The sequence below is a fragment of the Caloramator australicus RC3 genome (assembly GCF_000297115.1).
Lineage (GTDB): Bacteria > Bacillota > Clostridia > Clostridiales > Caloramatoraceae > Caloramator > Caloramator australicus.
This window is the reverse complement of record NZ_CAKP01000032.1, coordinates 1-16,486: the sequence shown is the minus strand read 5'-3', so window position 1 is coordinate 16,486 and position 16,486 is coordinate 1. Positions and strand designations below refer to the sequence as shown.

General features: G+C 30.7%; 20 protein-coding genes. 9 read left to right on the top strand and 11 right to left on the bottom strand.

What is annotated here, in order from left to right:
* On the bottom strand, positions 1-508 hold a 508-nt coding region (locus CAAU_RS03570; protein WP_040305848.1), incomplete at its 3' end, for a UPF0236 family transposase-like protein.
* 131 nt (positions 509-639) lie between these two features.
* Positions 640-1,317 (bottom strand): spore cortex-lytic enzyme, encoded by a 678-nt coding sequence (sleB, locus tag CAAU_RS03565; protein ID WP_040305846.1) that lies wholly within the window; start codon positions 1,315-1,317, stop codon positions 640-642.
* Between the two features lie 93 nt (positions 1,318-1,410).
* Between sleB and CAAU_RS03560 the strand changes: the two genes are divergently transcribed.
* The gene (locus CAAU_RS03560; RefSeq protein WP_156792031.1) at positions 1,411-3,222 is read left to right on the top strand and encodes a YgiQ family radical SAM protein; all 1,812 of its coding nucleotides are present in this window, start codon (positions 1,411-1,413) and stop codon (positions 3,220-3,222) included.
* 1 nt (position 3,223) lies between these two features.
* The gene (locus CAAU_RS03555; RefSeq protein WP_008908071.1) at positions 3,224-3,835 is read left to right on the top strand and encodes a DedA family protein; all 612 of its coding nucleotides are present in this window, start codon (positions 3,224-3,226) and stop codon (positions 3,833-3,835) included.
* Here the strand turns inward: CAAU_RS03555 and CAAU_RS03550 are convergent.
* Both CAAU_RS03550 and CAAU_RS03545 read right to left on the bottom strand, forming a co-directional pair.
* Positions 3,822-4,697 (bottom strand): YegS/Rv2252/BmrU family lipid kinase, encoded by an 876-nt coding sequence (locus CAAU_RS03550; RefSeq protein WP_008908070.1) that lies wholly within the window; start codon positions 4,695-4,697, stop codon positions 3,822-3,824. The genes CAAU_RS03555 and CAAU_RS03550 overlap by 14 nt on opposite strands.
* 64 nt (positions 4,698-4,761) lie before the next feature.
* Positions 4,762-5,193, bottom strand: coding sequence for a CBS domain-containing protein (locus CAAU_RS03545; protein WP_008908069.1), 432 nt, complete (start codon positions 5,191-5,193; stop codon positions 4,762-4,764).
* 119 nt (positions 5,194-5,312) lie between these two features.
* On the opposite strand from CAAU_RS03545, the gene CAAU_RS03540 reads away from it, so the two are divergent.
* The 5 genes from CAAU_RS03540 to cax all read left to right on the top strand — a co-directional run bounded on the left by CAAU_RS03540 (position 5,313) and on the right by cax (position 8,343).
* Positions 5,313-5,942 carry a phosphatidylserine decarboxylase family protein gene (locus CAAU_RS03540; protein WP_008908068.1) on the top strand — a complete coding sequence of 210 codons (630 nt, stop codon included), beginning with the start codon at positions 5,313-5,315 and terminating at the stop codon, positions 5,940-5,942.
* Positions 5,939-6,457, top strand: coding sequence for a CDP-diacylglycerol--serine O-phosphatidyltransferase (gene pssA / locus CAAU_RS03535; protein ID WP_008908067.1), 519 nt, complete (start codon positions 5,939-5,941; stop codon positions 6,455-6,457). Before CAAU_RS03540 ends, pssA begins: the two co-directional genes overlap by 4 nt.
* Positions 6,458-6,537: 80 nt before the next feature.
* Positions 6,538-7,077 carry a rubrerythrin gene (rbr, locus tag CAAU_RS03530; protein WP_008908066.1) on the top strand — a complete coding sequence of 180 codons (540 nt, stop codon included), beginning with the start codon at positions 6,538-6,540 and terminating at the stop codon, positions 7,075-7,077.
* A gap of 11 nt (positions 7,078-7,088) precedes the next feature.
* Positions 7,089-7,247, top strand: a complete 159-nt coding sequence (locus CAAU_RS14530) for a hypothetical protein (protein ID WP_008908065.1) — start codon at positions 7,089-7,091, stop codon at positions 7,245-7,247.
* Positions 7,248-7,308: 61 nt separating this feature from the next.
* Positions 7,309-8,343: a calcium/proton exchanger gene (gene cax, locus CAAU_RS03525; RefSeq protein WP_008908064.1), complete on the top strand. Its 1,035-nt coding sequence runs from the start codon at positions 7,309-7,311 to the stop codon at positions 8,341-8,343.
* A gap of 24 nt (positions 8,344-8,367) precedes the next feature.
* Here cax and CAAU_RS14525 read toward each other — a convergent pair whose 3' ends face one another.
* The 7 genes from CAAU_RS14525 to CAAU_RS03495 form a co-directional block, all read right to left on the bottom strand.
* Positions 8,368-8,478 carry an RCKP-type rubredoxin-like domain-containing protein gene (locus CAAU_RS14525; protein ID WP_156792030.1) on the bottom strand — a complete coding sequence of 37 codons (111 nt, stop codon included), beginning with the start codon at positions 8,476-8,478 and terminating at the stop codon, positions 8,368-8,370.
* Positions 8,479-8,541: 63 nt separating this feature from the next.
* Positions 8,542-9,411, bottom strand: a complete 870-nt coding sequence (sdaAA, locus tag CAAU_RS03520; protein ID WP_008908063.1) for an L-serine ammonia-lyase, iron-sulfur-dependent, subunit alpha — start codon at positions 9,409-9,411, stop codon at positions 8,542-8,544.
* Positions 9,412-9,424: 13 nt separating this feature from the next.
* Positions 9,425-10,090 (bottom strand): L-serine ammonia-lyase, iron-sulfur-dependent subunit beta, encoded by a 666-nt coding sequence (sdaAB, locus tag CAAU_RS03515; RefSeq protein ID WP_008908062.1) that lies wholly within the window; start codon positions 10,088-10,090, stop codon positions 9,425-9,427.
* Between the two features lie 13 nt (positions 10,091-10,103).
* The gene (locus CAAU_RS03510) at positions 10,104-10,979 is read right to left on the bottom strand and encodes a YitT family protein (protein ID WP_242822559.1); all 876 of its coding nucleotides are present in this window, start codon (positions 10,977-10,979) and stop codon (positions 10,104-10,106) included.
* The gene (locus tag CAAU_RS03505; RefSeq protein ID WP_008908059.1) at positions 10,969-12,633 is read right to left on the bottom strand and encodes a nucleoside kinase; all 1,665 of its coding nucleotides are present in this window, start codon (positions 12,631-12,633) and stop codon (positions 10,969-10,971) included. Before CAAU_RS03505 ends, CAAU_RS03510 begins: the two co-directional genes overlap by 11 nt.
* Before the next feature lie 52 nt (positions 12,634-12,685).
* Positions 12,686-14,155, bottom strand: a complete 1,470-nt coding sequence (gene gltX / locus CAAU_RS03500) for a glutamate--tRNA ligase (RefSeq protein WP_008908058.1) — start codon at positions 14,153-14,155, stop codon at positions 12,686-12,688.
* A gap of 12 nt (positions 14,156-14,167) precedes the next feature.
* Positions 14,168-15,187, bottom strand: coding sequence for an SMI1/KNR4 family protein (locus CAAU_RS03495; protein WP_008908057.1), 1,020 nt, complete (start codon positions 15,185-15,187; stop codon positions 14,168-14,170).
* 112 nt (positions 15,188-15,299) lie between these two features.
* On the opposite strand from CAAU_RS03495, the gene CAAU_RS03490 reads away from it, so the two are divergent.
* Together CAAU_RS03490 and CAAU_RS03485 are read left to right on the top strand one after the other, a co-directional pair.
* The gene (locus tag CAAU_RS03490) at positions 15,300-15,983 is read left to right on the top strand and encodes a DUF421 domain-containing protein (protein WP_008908056.1); all 684 of its coding nucleotides are present in this window, start codon (positions 15,300-15,302) and stop codon (positions 15,981-15,983) included.
* An 89-nt stretch (positions 15,984-16,072) separates the two neighbouring features.
* A partial coding sequence (locus CAAU_RS03485; protein ID WP_040305842.1) for a UPF0236 family transposase-like protein occupies positions 16,073-16,486 on the top strand: 414 nt, incomplete at its 3' end.

Below are 16,486 nucleotides of genomic sequence, written 5' to 3'. Positions count from 1 at the left end.
TTACCTCTACTTCCCCTACCTGCCTTATTGCATTAAATACCGTTTGCCTACTTAGCTTCTCTTTGCATGTTACCTTGCTACTTTCTTCGTAGGACATGTTGATTGCATTCTCTACAAGCCTTATCTTTACTTCTTTATCCACCTTCTCATGTTTCCTTATACCTATAACATCATCAAGTAAATATCTATATTCTCCGCTCTTTCTTGATTTGTAGTATGTTCTTGAATATTCTATTCCTCCTAGGAGCGTAATAATACTTTTCTTGTCTTTTCTTTCAACTATCCATTCCTTTTTTCTCTTATCATCTTCTTTAATCGCTTTATCTAATTCTTCTAAAAAGTCTTTTATTATATTCCTTCCAAGTTCATCAGTCGATTCTTTAACTACCTCAACAAGTTTTGTAAAATCCCATTCTTTTGACAGCATTTCTTCTACATTTTTTATTAATTTAGTAGTGAAATTTATTAAATGTTGTTGTATAATATCATGTTGTATAATATTATTCAAAAGAGACACCCCCTTATTGATTTGTGTTTTTTCCACTTTTTATTTTACCACAGGGGTTGTCTCTTTTAAATTTTTTGTCCTTTTTCGTCCTACAATAATTTTACACTATGATGTTAAATATTTGTTAACTATCACTTACAAAAAACATGCTTACCTATTACCTTTATTACAGGTCTTGACCATATCCATTTATTAGTTGTTTTCTCAGGATTGTAATAAAATAGCGCTCCCCCTGATGGATCCCAACCATTAAGAGCATCTACTGCAGCTTTTTTTGAACTATCTGTTGCCGGTAAATTGATCTGTCCATCGTCTACTGCAGTAAAGGCACCTGGCTGATAAATAACTCCTGGTATTGTTGATGGAAATCTTGGATCTCTAATTCTATTCATCACAACTCCTCCAACAGCAACCTGACCTATATAAGGCTCTCCCCTTGCTTCACCTGAAATAAGTCTTGATAATAACTCTAGATTTTGTGAACCGTTGTATCCCCTTTGGGCACTGCCTACATTAATTCCTAATGCTGCTAAGGTTTTAGGTCCCACAATCCCATCAGGATAAAGACCGTTTTTCCTTTGAAACTCTTTTACTGCAGTATAAGTAAGATATCCATAAATTCCATCAATACTTCCCTTATAATAACCCCAATTTTTAAGTCTTCTTTGTATTTCAATAACGGTTTCACCTCTTGATCCCCAACTATATGTAGCTGCATTAATTATATTAATATAAATTATAGAAAATAAAATAACAGTAATAATAAACCATGTCACAAATACAATTTTTTTCACAGCAACACCTCCCATTATATTTTTTGTTAAATTAAAGATTTAATACCTTTTTATTTGACTATTTCAAATTAAAATAATATATTATTATTCAGTAAAGAATTTATTGAGGTGATGCTCTTGGACTTTTTGCCAATTACTAAGGAAGATATGAAAAAAAGACGTTGGGATGAGCTTGATTTTATATTTGTAACAGGCGATGCTTATGTTGATCATCCTTCCTTTGGCCATGCAATAGTAACTAGACTTTTAGAAAGTTTAGGATTTAAAGTTGGAATAATATCACAGCCAAACTGGAAAACAGCTGAAGATTTTATTAAACTCGGTAAGCCTAAAATTGCTTTTTTAGTTTCATCAGGTAATATAGATTCTATGGTAAACCACTATACAGTTAATAAAAAAAGACGCAGTGAAGATGCATATTCACCAGGTGGTAAAGGCAATCTTAGACCAGATAGAGCAGTTATAGTTTATTGCAATAAAATAAGAGAAATTTTTAAAGATGTTCCTATAATAATCGGAGGTATTGAGGCAAGTCTTAGACGTTTTGCTCATTATGATTATTGGGATGATAAAGTTAGAAGATCAATTTTATTAGATAGCAGTGCAGATCTTTTAGTTTATGGTATGGGGGAAAAGCAAATTATAGAAATAGCTAATCTAATATCCTATGGTAAAAAAATTACTGACCTTAATGATATTAATGGAACATGCTATATAACAAAGGACATTTCAAAGCTTACAAATTATATTGAAATTCCAAGTTATGAAGAAGTGGCAAAGGATAAGTTAAAATACGCAGAGGCTTTTAAGATTCAATACTTAGAACAGGATCCTATAAAGGGCAAAATATTAGTTCAAAAACACGGAAATATTTACCTTGTTCAAAATCCTCCTGCTAAACCATTAACAGTAGAAGAAATGGATTTTATTTATTCTTTACCATATAAAAGAACATATCATCCTATATACAAAAAATATGGTGGTGTTCCTGCTTTAAAGGAAGTAGAATTTAGTATAGTATCCCATAGGGGATGCTATGGCGGTTGTTCTTTTTGTGCACTGCATTTTCACCAGGGAAGAATAATTCAAAAAAGAAGCAGGGAATCGATCATAGAGGAGGCTAAAAAGCTAACAAGCATGCCAAACTTCAAAGGTTATATTCACGATATAGGAGGGCCAACGGCTAACTTTAGAAATCCTTCCTGCAAAGCTCAATTGGAACGAGGAATATGTAAAACTAGGCAATGCTTGCATCCTAACCCTTGCCCTAATCTTGAAGTTAGCCATGAAGAATATCTTGATATTCTTCGCCAAGTAAGAAACTTACCCAAGGTTAAAAAAGTTTTTATTAGATCAGGCATCAGGTATGATTATGTTCTTCTTGATAAAAGTGATAAGTTTTTAATTGAATTGATAAAAAATCACATTAGTGGACAACTTAAAGTTGCTCCTGAACATGTGTGCGATAGGGTATTAAAGGTTATGGGAAAACCTTCAAAAAAAGTCTACGATAAATTTGTAAAGAAATACTTTGAATATAATAAAAAATTCGGCCTAAAGCAATACTTGGTTCCTTACTTAATGTCAAGCCATCCTGGAAGCGATTTAAAGGCTGCAATAGAGCTTGCAGAATATATTAGGGACATGGGATATAATCCAGAACAAGTTCAGGATTTTTACCCTACACCCGGTAGTTTATCAACAACAATTTACTATACTGGAGTTAATCCCTTAACCGGTGAAAAGGTATATGTTCCTAAAGATCCTGAAGAAAAGAAAATGCAAAGAGCCCTTTTACAATTTAGGGATCCTAAAAATTATGATTTGGTTTATAAAGCCCTTATTAAGGCAAAACGAACTGATCTTATAGGATACGATAAAAAGTGTTTGATTCCGCCAAAGAAAAAGGAGAGAAAATGACATGAAAATAAACATATGGGACATTCTTTTAATTTTAAAGAATAATCCTCAAATAGCATATATTTACGCCCTTTTAAATAGCTTTTTTCAAGTTTTTTTCCCTCCTTATCCTGGCGATACTATAATAGCCCTTTTGGGCTATTTATCTTATTTAAAAATAATCAAAGGAGGCGTGGTTCTATCTTTAATAATTCTTTCAACCTTTTTAAGTAGTTCTTTATTATTATATCTTAGCTATAATTTTTCAGAATTAATTAAAAATTCCCTTTACTTTCAAAGATTTTTTAATCTAAGACAACTTGAAAATTTTGAAAAATGGTATAAAAAAATAGGCCCCTTTTTTATAGTTATCAGTAAATTTATCCCTGGGATAAATTCTATAGTAATAATTGCTTCAGGCCTATTTAAAATAGATCTTAAATATTCTTTGATATCTATTGGAATTGCAACAATTATTCATAACTCAATGCTTTTTATTGCTGGTCGAATTGCAGGTGAAAATATTCATCTTTTAAAATCACTTATAAAAGAATATACCAGTTATGTTTTATTAGGTATAATTTTAATTACTCTTTTATACTTCCTTTTAAAACGGTATATCAATAAGGAGTAAAAATACTTATTGTTTTATCAGAAACCCTAACATCTAAAGGAAAATTAGGGCCTCTTTCTCCATCAATATCAGTTTCTATGTCATCTGAACACTCAATTTTAAAATTTTTGCCTCTTAAGTAAATAATATTATTGCTATCTAGATGTTCTCCTTTAAGCATCTTAATAAATAAATTTAAAAGTTCAACTAAATTGCATTGCTTTACAGCAATCAAATTTAAATACCCATCATTTGCAGTTGCGTCAGGAGCTAATTTAAAACCTCCTGCCGATGACCCGTTTAATATTACGAACAAAAATATTTTTTCTTCAATAATCTTGTCTTCTGTAGTAATCTTTATTGGAATAGCTCTGAAATTAGGAAGCTGTTCAATTCCTTTTAAATAATATGCAACCTTCCCTAATGTATTTTTTAAGTTAATATCTATTTTTTGTGAAACATCTGTTAATAGTCCTGCTGCTGCAACATTTATAAAATACCTGTCATTAATTTTACCAAGGTCAAACTTAGTTAAATTGCCTCTTACAATAGCTTCGCAGGCATCTGTAATTTTTCTTCCTATTCCAAGATGACTTGCAAAATCATTTGCCGTTCCCGATGGAATTATACCTAATGGCTTATTAATATTATGTTGTATCATTGCGTTTATCACATGATTTATAGTGCCATCTCCTCCAGAAACTATTATAATATCATGTTCATTAGCAAATTTTATTCCTTCATAAATATTTTCAATAGATAAGGTTCTATATGGTGTAACAATATATCCGCCTAATTGCAATTTATGAACTACCTGATCAATTTTTAATCTAAAGGATCTATTTCCTGAATACGGATTGTATATTAAGAAGGCTCTTTGCATTGTAATCCCCCCAATTTTTTTATTTTACTATAAAATAAGAGTTCCTGCAACAGCAGGAACCTTTTTAATAATATAATATATGAGTTGGTTTTGAAATATCACTCAAAGCTTCTCCTGCATCATCTGCAAGTTTAGATTCAACTGCTATGTCTCCTATTGCAAGCATTCCAACTAATCTGCCATTTTCAACTACCGGTAATCTTCTTACTTGTTTCTCAGCCATTATTCTTGCAGCATCATGAATATCCATATTAGGATTTGCTGTTGTTACTCCAACCGTCATAACATCCTTTGCTAAAACTTCATTAGGATTTTTACCAAAAGCAATATCCCTAAGAACTATATCCCTATCTGTTACAATACCAACAACTTTGTCTCCGTCAAGAACTGGAACTGAACCAACATTTTTATCTTTCATGATTTTTGCTATTTCCACAACTGGTGTATTGGGTGTTACATAAGCTACATTGGTAGTCATAAAATCTTTAACCTTCATTTAATGCACCTCCTAAATTATAGTTTTCCCCATAGTTTGTTAATAATTCTTTTAAAATATTGTAAAATATATTGTAATTTTATATAATAACTATAAAAAGGCTTAAAGGAGACGTGATTATGAGACTAAAAATTAGACCTGAAAGTTTTCCCTACGCACTTATTCTTTTTATAGTTTTTGTTGTTTTTTATTTTATTAACAAACTTTTATCTATCCTGCCACTTTTATTGATATTATTCGTTTTATTCTTTTTTAGGGACCCTGAAAGAAATATAATTACAGATGAAAAATGTTTTCTATCGCCAGCTGATGGTAAAGTAATCGAAATATCAGAAATTTATGAAGATCAGTTTTTTAAATCAAAAGCTATTAAAGTTAGCATATTTTTATCATTATTTAATATCCATGTTAATAGAAGCCCTATAACTGGCAAGGTAACATACAAAAGTTATAGACCTGGAAAATACCTTCCAGCTTTTAAGAGCCATGCATCAGAAATCAATGAAAGAAATACAATCGGTATAGAAAATGACTATACAAAGGTTCTTGTTCACCAAATCACGGGATTTGTGGCAAGGCGTATAGTTTGTTGGAGCAATATAGGAGACTTTTTAAAACAGGGGGAAAGATTTGGGCTCATAAAGTTCGGTTCCTGCACAGAAATCATCGTGCCAATTGATACTGAAATAAAAGTAAAAGTAGGTGACTCCGTAAAAGGAGGATTAACTGTTATAGGAGTGATAAAATGAACGTAAAAATAAACAAAAATATTATTCCCAACGTATTTACTTTTTTTAATTTAACATGTGGTATGTTATCAATTATTTTTACATTAAATTCCAACTTTAAAATAGCCGCATTAATGATCATCCTCGCTGCATTTATGGATAGATATGACGGACGTATAGCAAGGCGATTTGACGCTGTATCTCCCCTTGGTAAGGAGCTTGACTCCCTTTGTGATTTAATTTCCTTTGGTGTTGCACCTGCTGTTCTTTCATGGAGCAACTTTTTGATAAATTTTGGAATTATAGGATACATTATTTCAATAATATTCCCAATAGCTGGGGCATATAGATTGGCAAGGTTCAATGTAACACCCTTTAACAACTATTTTATTGGGGTCCCAATAACTTTCGCAGGTTTTTTTCTTGCAGTTGATAATCTAATTGCTATATCACTGCCTCACAATATTTTATCTGCAATTATCATGTTGCTTTTATCTTATCTTATGGTATGTAAAATTAAATTTAAAAAGTTCTAAGAGCCCATAGGCTCTTTTTTTGTGTCAGAATTATAGGTGCTGCATATTATGTTATTGTAGTTTATTTTAGGAGTGGTTTGATGAATCTTAAGGGGAGCAAAACAGAGCAAAATCTATTAAAAACATTTGCTGGTGAGGCAAGAGCAAGAAATAAATATTCCTTCTTTGCAGAAAAAGCAAAGGAAGAGGGGTATGAATTCATCGCATCCGTTTTTAACGAAACATCTGATAACGAAAAAGCCCATGCAAGAAGGGTTTTTAACGATTTTTTAAAGCTCAATAAGTCTACTTCAGAAAATTTACTTGAAGCCGCAATGGGAGAAGCTTATGAGAGTGAAAAAATGTATAAGGAATTTGAAACAATTGCACGCCAAGAAGGATTTAATGAAATTGCTGATTTTTACAAGGAACTTGCTGAAACGGAAGAATATCATAGAGAAAGATTCAATACAATCCTTCAAAATTTAAAGAACGGTAAAATATTTAGAAGAGATAAGGAAACAAGATGGCATTGCAGAAACTGCGGTTATATCCATGAGGGATTAGAAGCACCTGAGCGCTGTCCCCTTTGCGGATTCCCAAGAAGCTATTTTGAAATTTATTGTGAAAACTTTAAATAGGAAGTGATTATATGAAAAGATGCATGATTGCATGGGTTCCCATCGAATTATTGCTAAACAATGAAGTAGATGCTTTTGAAAATTTAACAAGAAACTCGCAGAAGGAAATTGAAGAAGATTTGTTTCAAGAAATAGATGAAGAATATATTGAAGAAGAGATTAATAAATGAAAATCATGTCCTTGTGTCTTTTGGACACAAGGCATCTTTTACTAATTTAAGCGGTGATAATATGAAAAAAATAACTCTAATAATCTTATTAATTATTTTTATTGTTTCATTGTTAAATAATATATTCATTTTAAATCTCATAACTACATTTTGTTTTCTTATTATAGTAGCTATAAAGCTAAGCAGGGAAATTAATGTTCTATCCTATTGGTTTGGTGATAAGCTTGGTGGTTTTATAAGTTCAACTTCCGGAAATTTGCCAGAACTTTTTATTAGCATCTTTGCCCTAAAAAGCAATTTAATCGAACTTGTGAAAAGTGGACTACTAGGCTCTATAATTGGAAATATGTTATTAGTATTGGGACTAAGTATTTTATTTGGTGGAATCAAATATAACGAACAAAGATTTAATAAAATAATTGCAAGGACAAACTTTTCTTTGTTGTTTTTAGCACTTAGCAGCCTAATCATCGCCTCTACAATTTCCTTTCAAGGGAAGCTAAACACTCATAAATCATGTATTTTTAGCTTTTATATAGCAATAATTTTGTTGCTCATATATGTATTAGGTCTTATATTTTCGTTAGTAACACATAAAAATCTTTTTTTGGTTCATTCCGACGAAAACAATAATGAGAATAACATTAAAAAAACAAATTTTATTTTAATTATCATTCTTCTAATAATAGCCTACACTTTAAGTGAACACCTAGTAAGTTTAATAAATACAGCAATTACAAAATTCAAAATTCCAGAAAAAATTATGGGGATAATTATAATGCCTTTAATAGGCAATGTTGCAGAATATATAACTGCTATATATGCTTCCCTTAAAGATAAAATTAATCTATCTATAGAAATATCAATAGGTTCAAGCATGCAGTTATTATTATTTACTCTTCCTACAATTATTATTATTGCGTTTTTATTGGGACTTCCTTTAACTTTAGTGTATAGCTTCTATGAGCTTATAATATTAATAATTTCCATAGGATTAGCATTTTTTGTATTCCAGGACGGAAAAAGCTATTGGCTGGAAGGTGCAATTTTATTAGCTTCTTACTTAATTATAATATTAGGATATTGGTTAATATAAAAGGCATGGGAATCCCATGCCAAATTACTGTTGCTTTTCAATTTTATCCTTTGGTGCACCACACTTTGGACATTTTGCAGGTTTACATCTTCCTTCCTTTGTTTCTCCACAAACAGTGCACTTAAATATTGCCATAAAAATCCCCCTTCATCTTTTGTTAAATAAATTTTACCATATCAAATCAATATTTGTAAATATTTATTCTCCAAAAATATCTTTCATTAACTTTTGACCAGTAGGCGTTGAAGCAATTCCACCCAAGGCTGTTTCCCTTAGTTCAAACGGAAGTGACTTTCCAACTTTATACATTGCATCCACAACCTCATCAAAGGGTATAATGCTTTTTACACCAGCTAAAGCTAAATCAGCAGAAGTTAAGGCATTAACGGCACCAGAAGAATTTCTCAAATAACAAGGTGCCTCAACAAGTCCTGCCACCGGATCGCATACCAATCCTAAAATATTTTGAATAGCTATTGAAGCTGCATGTAAAGCTTGCTCTGGAGTCCCTCCGGCCATTTCCACAACAGCTGCAGCCGCCATTGCAGCAGCTGAACCACATTCTGCCTGACATCCTCCCTCAGCACCTGATACTGTTGCATTTTTTGCAATTATTTGACCTATTCCTGAAGCAGTAAAAAGGGCCTTTACCATCTCATCTTCATTTTTTTCTAAAACCTCTGCTGCTGTTATCATAACTGCCGGCAATATGCCAGCAGAACCAGCTGTTGGAGCTGCAACTATCCTCCCCATTGATGCATTAACTTCAGACACAGATAATGCTCTTGCCATAGCTTTATTTATTATATCTCCTGATATGGTTTTTCCCCTTCTATAATCTTCAACTTTTTTTGCATTTCCACCGATGAGCCCGCTAATGGAATTAACTTCTTCATTTAATCCTTTATTTGCAGAATCCATCATAACCTTTAAAACATTCCTCATTCCTTCAAATACTTCTTCTTTGGTTTTACCTGTTCTTTCGCATTCAAAATCTAAAACTATTTCCCAAATTTTTTTATTTGATTCTTTAGTTAGGTTTAATAAATCCTTCCCTTTAGTATACATAAAATTATCCTCCTTATATCGGATTTATTGCTACGACATTAATCATATCTTTTATATTTTTAATTTTTTCTATTACTTCATCATCCAATTTGGCATCTAATTCTATAATTGCAGTTGTAATCTTTTGAGGATTTCTTGTAACCTTCATATTTGCTATATTTACATCCACTTCTAATATAAATTTTGATATATCTGCTATCATACCCTTTCTGTCTTTATATTTAGTAATTATAGTTGGATATTCTCCAGTAAATTCTACTTTCTCACCATCAATCTCAGTTATTAATATATTTCCCCCACCAATTGATGAGCCCATTACTTCTATTGTTTTTTCATCATCCCTATAAAAAACAAATTTAACTGTATTAGGATGTTGATCCCCTAAATCAGTAGGAATAAAAATTATTTCTATCCCCTTTTCCTTTGCAATTTCTAATGAGTTTCTTAGTCTTTCATCATAGGGTTCCATACCTAAAACTCCTGCAACAAGGGCTCTATCAGTTCCATGACCTTTATATGTTTTTGCAAAGGAGCCATGAAGGTAAAATTCCACCTTTTTAAAATCCTCTCCTGCAATTTTACCTGCTACTTTGCCAAGTCTTGCTGCACCAGCTGTATGGGAACTTGATGGTCCAATCATTATAGGTCCTAATATGTCAAAAACACCATAAAGTTTCATCTAAACACCCTTTCTATATTGTATTTTTAAATCCCTTTCCCTGAACTTCAGCTGCATCTATTATAGTAACAAATGCTCTAGGATCAATGTCAAAAATAATGGATTTAATTTTTACTAGTTGATTTAAAGTTATAATACAATATATTACTTTCTTATTATCACCTGTATAGGCTCCTTCTCCATGTAAAAATGTTACGCCTCTACCAAGTTCATTCAAAATATGTTTAGAAATTTCTTCGGTTTTATCCGTTATAATCATAACCATTTTCTTTCTATCAAATCCCTGTAGAATTGCTTCAAAAACCCTTGAGGATATAAACATTGAAATCAAAGTATAAAGTCCAGCTTCAATATTGTTAATTAAACTTCCAGCTAAAACTATAAAAAAATTTATTCCAAATGCAATAGACGAAATGTTTATTCCTAATTTCTTTTTTAATGCTACAGCAACAATGTCAGTGCCTCCCATAGACCCTTTATTTTTTAAAACAATACCTAATCCTATACCATTCAGCACACCACCATATATAGATGATAATAATATATCTTTAATAAAAAATGTTTTATTTATATCCCTCGTTAAAATTAAAAAGAGGGAAAGTAAAAATACGCCTAAAGCGCTAAATAAAATAAAATCAAAATCAAGCTCCTTCATTCCATATAGGAAAATAGGGATGTTTAATAATAGGACTAAATATCCTGAAGGGATTTTTGTTAAGTATTGCACAATTATAGCAATGCCAGAAACTCCTCCACTTAATAGTCTGTGGGGAACTATAAAAGCATTTATCCCCACAGCTGAAACAAAACACCCAAAGGAAATAAACATAAATTTAATAAGAAAATTTATAGCTTGATTCTCTTTTATCCAATTTAAATTATTCTTCAAAACAGCTACCCCCAATAAATTCTCTTAAAATTGAATTTTTAGGTATTAAATCTTCAATATTATTATCTGCCTCAATAAAATATTCAAGGAATAACATAAGTCTGTAAGCTTCTAAATATGCAGGGCTATCCTTTGGAATTTCTTTTAAATGCTTATAAGCATACTTTTTTAATATTGGCATTTCATAAGCTAATGTAGAATTAAACATTACATCTGCTTCCTCTTGGAATGGGAAAATATTTTTTTCTTCACCCATTCTTACTTTAGGCCAAGACAAAATTGTATCTTCTGGACTCTTTCCTCTATATTTTGCATCTCTAACTATTCTTCTTAAAAGTCTAACATCTGTTGTAGGAATTCTATTATGATCGTCTAAATTAAGTTGAGTTAAAGCGCTTATATAAATTTTAAATTTGTTCTCCCTAGGAATAGAATTAGTCAATAGCTCGTTTAATCCATGGATACCCTCTATTACTAAAATTGTTTTTGAATCTAGTTTTAATTTCTTCCCTGAGTTAACTCTTTTGCCAAGAATAAAATCAAACCTTGGAAGTTCAACCTCTTGACCCTCAAGGAGCATACTTAAATGCTTATTGAAAAGCCCTATATCTAATGCATAAATTGATTCAAAATCATAATCTCCATTTTCGTCCTTTGGAGTATCCTCTCGATTAACAAAATAATCATCTAACGATATTGGATAAGGTTTAAATCCATGTATTCTAAGTTGTATAGAAAGCCTTTTAGAAAAAGTTGTTTTTCCTGATGATGAGGGCCCTGCAATTAACACTAATTTAATTTTATCCCTATTTTCATATATTTTGTCTGCAATATAGGCAAGTTTTTTTTCGTGCAATGCTTCAGAAACTAAAACTATATCTTTTATGTCCCCATCGATTACCTTTTCATTCAAAGCTCCAACATCAGCAACATCCAAAATCTTAGCCCATTCCTCAGTTTCTCTAAAAATCTTGGCAAGCTTTGGCACATCTTTAAATTTTAATATCTCTTTTGGATTTTCTTCGTTGGGATAGGTTATTAAAATTCCAGGATCATAAAATTTAACATCAAACAATTTTAAATATCCAGTTGAAGGAACTAATGGGCCATAAAAGAAATCGTATAAATTATCAAGTTTTCTAAGTTCTATAAATTCTTTATTTATATTCTTAAAAAGTCTTATTTTATCACTCATTTTTAAGCCATTAAATATTTCCATGGCTCTCTTTTTATCAACTAATTTCTTTTCAAAAGGAATATTAAGGTCAACTAATTCCTTCATTCTTAACTTTATTTTTTCTACTATATCGGCGTCTAATTTTTTGTCCAAATGAATCTCGCAATAAAGAGCTTTGTTTAATGAATGTTCTATCGTTACTCTAGAACCACTAAAGACATCTTGAGCAGCCTTTATAAGTAAAAAGGCTAAGCTCCTAACATAAGTTCTAACCCCTGCTGTTTCCTTTAAAGTAATAGGCCTTATTATAGCATCCTCATAAAGCGGGGTATTCAACTCCATATAACTTCCGTTTACAACTGCAAGAACTGCTTCAATATCCCTAAAATTTTCCCTAACAATATCTTCTACTGTAACACCTTTTGGGTATAATTTGCTTGTTTTGTTATCAAAACTTATTCTTATTTGTTGGAGCATATAATGCACCTTCCTTTAAAAAATTAGAGGATATCTTTATTATATTCAAATTTTATTCAATAGTTTCTAAATATTTCTTACAATTTGTTAATCTCCTAATCGTTGAATCTTTTCCAATTATCTCAAAGGTATCGAATAGTGGCGGCGAAACTTTTGACCCAGTTTCTGCAATTCTTAAAAGCATGAATAAAATTTTAGTTTTAGTTCCTATTCTATCGCAAAAATCGCGCATTCTCTTTTCCAACTCTTCAGCGTGCCAATTGTCCTCCATCTTTAATTCTTCAATAGTCTTTTCTAATAAAAATACCATATCTTTTACCTCTATCTTTTTAACATTTTCTTTTATTAAATTTATGTCATATTCTGAAGGTTCAACAAAAAACATTTTAAAAGCCTCTTTAACCTCATCTAATCTTTTTATTCTTTCCTGTTCTACCCTCATAATGCTAAATAATTTTTTATAGTTTTCTTCATTCATTTTAAAATAATCAGTTTCCATTAAAAAGGGGACCGAAAGATCTACAAGTTCCTTAATATCCTTCCTTCTTATATAAATTCCATTAAACCATTCTAATTTTTTAAAATCAAAAACAACATTAGAATTGTTAATTCTATCAAAGGAAAACTTATTTATCATATCTTCAATAGATAAAATTTCTTCTCCATCACCTGGATTCCACCCTAAAAGAGCAATAAAATTAAGAACAGCTTCCTTTAAATATCCCATTTCCTTGTATTCTCCAATATATAAAGCTCCATCACGTTTAGATATCTTGCTTCTATCTTCATTTAAAAGTAAAGGCAGATGAACATATTGTGGTATTTCTGCATCTAATGCTTCCAAAATAAGAATTTGCAAAAATGTATTAGGAATATGCTCTTGACTTCTTAATACATGAGAAATTTTCATCTTCCAATCGTCTATTGCTGTGGCAAAATTATATGTAGGAAGTCCATCTGATTTTCTAATTACAAAATCTCCTATTAAATTACCATCCCATTTTAATTCTCCTCGAACCCCATCGTTAAAGGATATTATTTTATTTGGAACTTTAAATCTAACCGTTGGTTTTAGTCCTGATTTTAATTTTCTATCTATTTCTTCCATTGTAAGATTTCTACATTTCCCCGAATATTTAGGTGGCTGCTTTTTTGCAATTTGTTCTTTTCTTTCCATTTCAAGTTCTTCTTCTGTGCAAAAACAATAATATGCGTCCCCTTTATCTATTAAATAATCTATGTATTTTTGATATATTTCTATTCTTTCTGATTGTCTATATGGTCCATATGGTCCTCCAACGTCAGGCCCTTCATCCCAATCAAGTCCTAGCCACTTTAACCCTTCATATATCCCCTTTTCTGATTCTTCGCTATTTCTTCTCATATCGGTATCATCGATTCTCAATATAAATTTTCCGTTATTTTTCCTTGCGAATATATAGTTATATAGCGAATTTCTTGCAGTTCCAACGTGAAAATTTCCGGTTGGACTCGGTGCAATTCTAACTCTTATTTCCTTCATAATAACACCTTCCTATCTTAAATGTTTTAAATCGCTTTCTATTAATCTAGAAAGATATAAAAGTCCACCCTCAACAGTGTCTTTATGTGCGTTAATTAAAATTTCTTTTATTAATTCTTTATCTTCTGTGCAATATAGTGCATTATTGTATTCTATCATAGCCTTATCATATTCATTCTGTTTTACATAATTTTTAGCTAAATAAATTCTATATTCAGCATCATAAGGATCGTATTTTATTTCTTCTTCTAAATAAATCAAAATCTCCCTATGAACATCCTCAGGAATTTCTATAAAATCCTCCTCCCAATAGCTAAAACCTGTTAAATCTAAAGATGTTTTTAAGGCATTTTTAAAATAAGATTTGTAATTTTTTCCACTCAAAAGATAATGTTTGCCTAAAATGTAGTATGGAGCGGTATAATAAGGAACAGTTTGGATTACCTTTTCTAAATAACCTCTTGCATCTTTAAAATTATCAAACAAATAATGCCTTCCTAAATAACATAAACTCTGGATTGCTCTATTATCAAATTCAACCATTAATTTATGATAATCCAATTCACTTTGTAATTTCATAGCCTTGTCAAAATCAAAACCATATTCATCTTTTAAAATTCTTGCTCTATATAGTATTTCATCAGAAGTTATCCCATAATCCTCATCATCTTGAATTAAATTAATGGACATAATATCATCTAGCATACATTTAAATAAAAATGATTTAAAGGATGAAGCCAGTAAAATAAAATTTCTTGTTTCATGAAGCCATATTCCCACATAGTAGTCATCAATTCCTGCTCCGTATTTGTAAAAACAATAGTAATCTCCATTGCCAATATCCCCAAAAGGAAGCAAGTTAAAATTCATTTTTCCTGGAATCCTTAATAAATTATTAACTATATTTTCAGTATACTCAAATCTACAACTTCCAAACTGAGTATCTCCACCGAATTTTTTAATAAATTCTTTATATTCATTTGGCAAAAAATAACCATATTTCATTTCAAATTTCTCAATTCTTGTCCTCATGTCCCAATTCCTTTCTTTAAGTTATGCTAAAAAAATTATACCCCTTCTTTAAAAACATCTCAAGTAATTAAATTTTAATTAACTTGAAATAATAATAAACGAGGTGAACTTTATGATAGTTTTTATAAGAACTATTGTTTTATATTTTTTTGTTGTGATTGTAATGCGAATTATGGGCAAAAGGCAAATAGGTGAACTTCAGCCCTTTGAACTTGTAATTGCAATTATGCTTTCGGAACTTGCAGCTATACCAATGCAAGAACCAGGAGTTCCTCTTTTAAATGGTATAATTCCTATACTTACCTTAATGATACTTGAAGTAACAATATCTTATATCTCTTTAAAATTTAGGCCCTTTAGAAAAATAATTTGTGGAGAACCCAGCATTTTAATTAAGCATGGTAAAGTAGTTGAAGAAGAATTAAGAAGACAAAGATTTAATTTAGATGATCTTTTAGAAGAGTTAAGATTGCTGAACTATTTTAATATAAGCGATATAGAATATGCAATATTAGAAACCAACGGAAAGCTCAGCATAATTCCTAAACCCGACAAAGCTCCCTTAACTAAGAAAGATTTAAATATATTTTCTCCTCCAGAGAAATTACCAATAAGCTTAATACTTGACGGTGAACTTCAAAAAGTAAATCTTTTCATTGCAGGATATGATGAAAATTGGTTAAAGGAACAGCTGAAATTTTATAATATTGAAAAATACGAAGATGTTTTTATAGCCATGCTAGATACAAAGGGGCAATTATTTGTGCAAAGGAGGCATAGTGTAAAATTATTGTAGGACGAAAAAGGACAAAAAATTTAAAAGAGACAACCCCTGTGGTAAAATAAAAAGTGGAAAAAACACAAATCAATAAGGGGGTGTCTCTTTTGAATAATATTATACAACATGATATTATACAACAACATTTAATAAATTTCACTACTAAATTAATAAAAAATGTAGAAGAAATGCTGTCAAAAGAATGGGATTTTACAAAACTTGTTGAGGTAGTTAAAGAATCGACTGATGAACTTGGAAGGAATATAATAAAAGACTTTTTAGAAGAATTAGATAAAGCGATTAAAGAAGATGATAAGAGAAAAAAGGAATGGATAGTTGAAAGAAAAGACAAGAAAAGTATTATTACGCTCCTAGGAGGAATAGAATATTCAAGAACATACTACAAATCAAGAAAGAGCGGAGAATATAGATATTTACTTGATGATGTTATAGGTATAAGGAAACATGAGAAGGTGGATAAAGAAGTAAAGATAAGGCTTGTAGAGAATGCAATCAACATG

Coding starts and splice junctions, on each gene's coding strand:
- sleB (WP_040305846.1), bottom strand. CDS start 1,317: ATGGGAGGTGTTGCTGTGAAAAAAATTGTATTTGTGACATGGTTTATT.
- CAAU_RS03555 (WP_008908071.1), top strand. CDS start 3,224: ATGAAAATAAACATATGGGACATTCTTTTAATTTTAAAGAATAATCCT.
- CAAU_RS03550 (WP_008908070.1), bottom strand. CDS start 4,697: ATGCAAAGAGCCTTCTTAATATACAATCCGTATTCAGGAAATAGATCC.
- CAAU_RS03545 (WP_008908069.1), bottom strand. CDS start 5,193: ATGAAGGTTAAAGATTTTATGACTACCAATGTAGCTTATGTAACACCC.
- CAAU_RS03540 (WP_008908068.1), top strand. CDS start 5,313: ATGAGACTAAAAATTAGACCTGAAAGTTTTCCCTACGCACTTATTCTT.
- pssA (WP_008908067.1), top strand. CDS start 5,939: ATGAACGTAAAAATAAACAAAAATATTATTCCCAACGTATTTACTTTT.
- rbr (WP_008908066.1), top strand. CDS start 6,538: ATGAATCTTAAGGGGAGCAAAACAGAGCAAAATCTATTAAAAACATTT.
- CAAU_RS14530 (WP_008908065.1), top strand. CDS start 7,089: ATGAAAAGATGCATGATTGCATGGGTTCCCATCGAATTATTGCTAAAC.
- cax (WP_008908064.1), top strand. CDS start 7,309: ATGAAAAAAATAACTCTAATAATCTTATTAATTATTTTTATTGTTTCA.
- CAAU_RS14525 (WP_156792030.1), bottom strand. CDS start 8,478: ATGGCAATATTTAAGTGCACTGTTTGTGGAGAAACAAAGGAAGGAAGA.
- sdaAA (WP_008908063.1), bottom strand. CDS start 9,411: ATGTATACTAAAGGGAAGGATTTATTAAACCTAACTAAAGAATCAAAT.
- sdaAB (WP_008908062.1), bottom strand. CDS start 10,090: ATGAAACTTTATGGTGTTTTTGACATATTAGGACCTATAATGATTGGA.
- CAAU_RS03505 (WP_008908059.1), bottom strand. CDS start 12,633: ATGCTCCAACAAATAAGAATAAGTTTTGATAACAAAACAAGCAAATTA.
- gltX (WP_008908058.1), bottom strand. CDS start 14,155: ATGAAGGAAATAAGAGTTAGAATTGCACCGAGTCCAACCGGAAATTTT.
- CAAU_RS03495 (WP_008908057.1), bottom strand. CDS start 15,187: ATGAGGACAAGAATTGAGAAATTTGAAATGAAATATGGTTATTTTTTG.
- CAAU_RS03490 (WP_008908056.1), top strand. CDS start 15,300: ATGATAGTTTTTATAAGAACTATTGTTTTATATTTTTTTGTTGTGATT.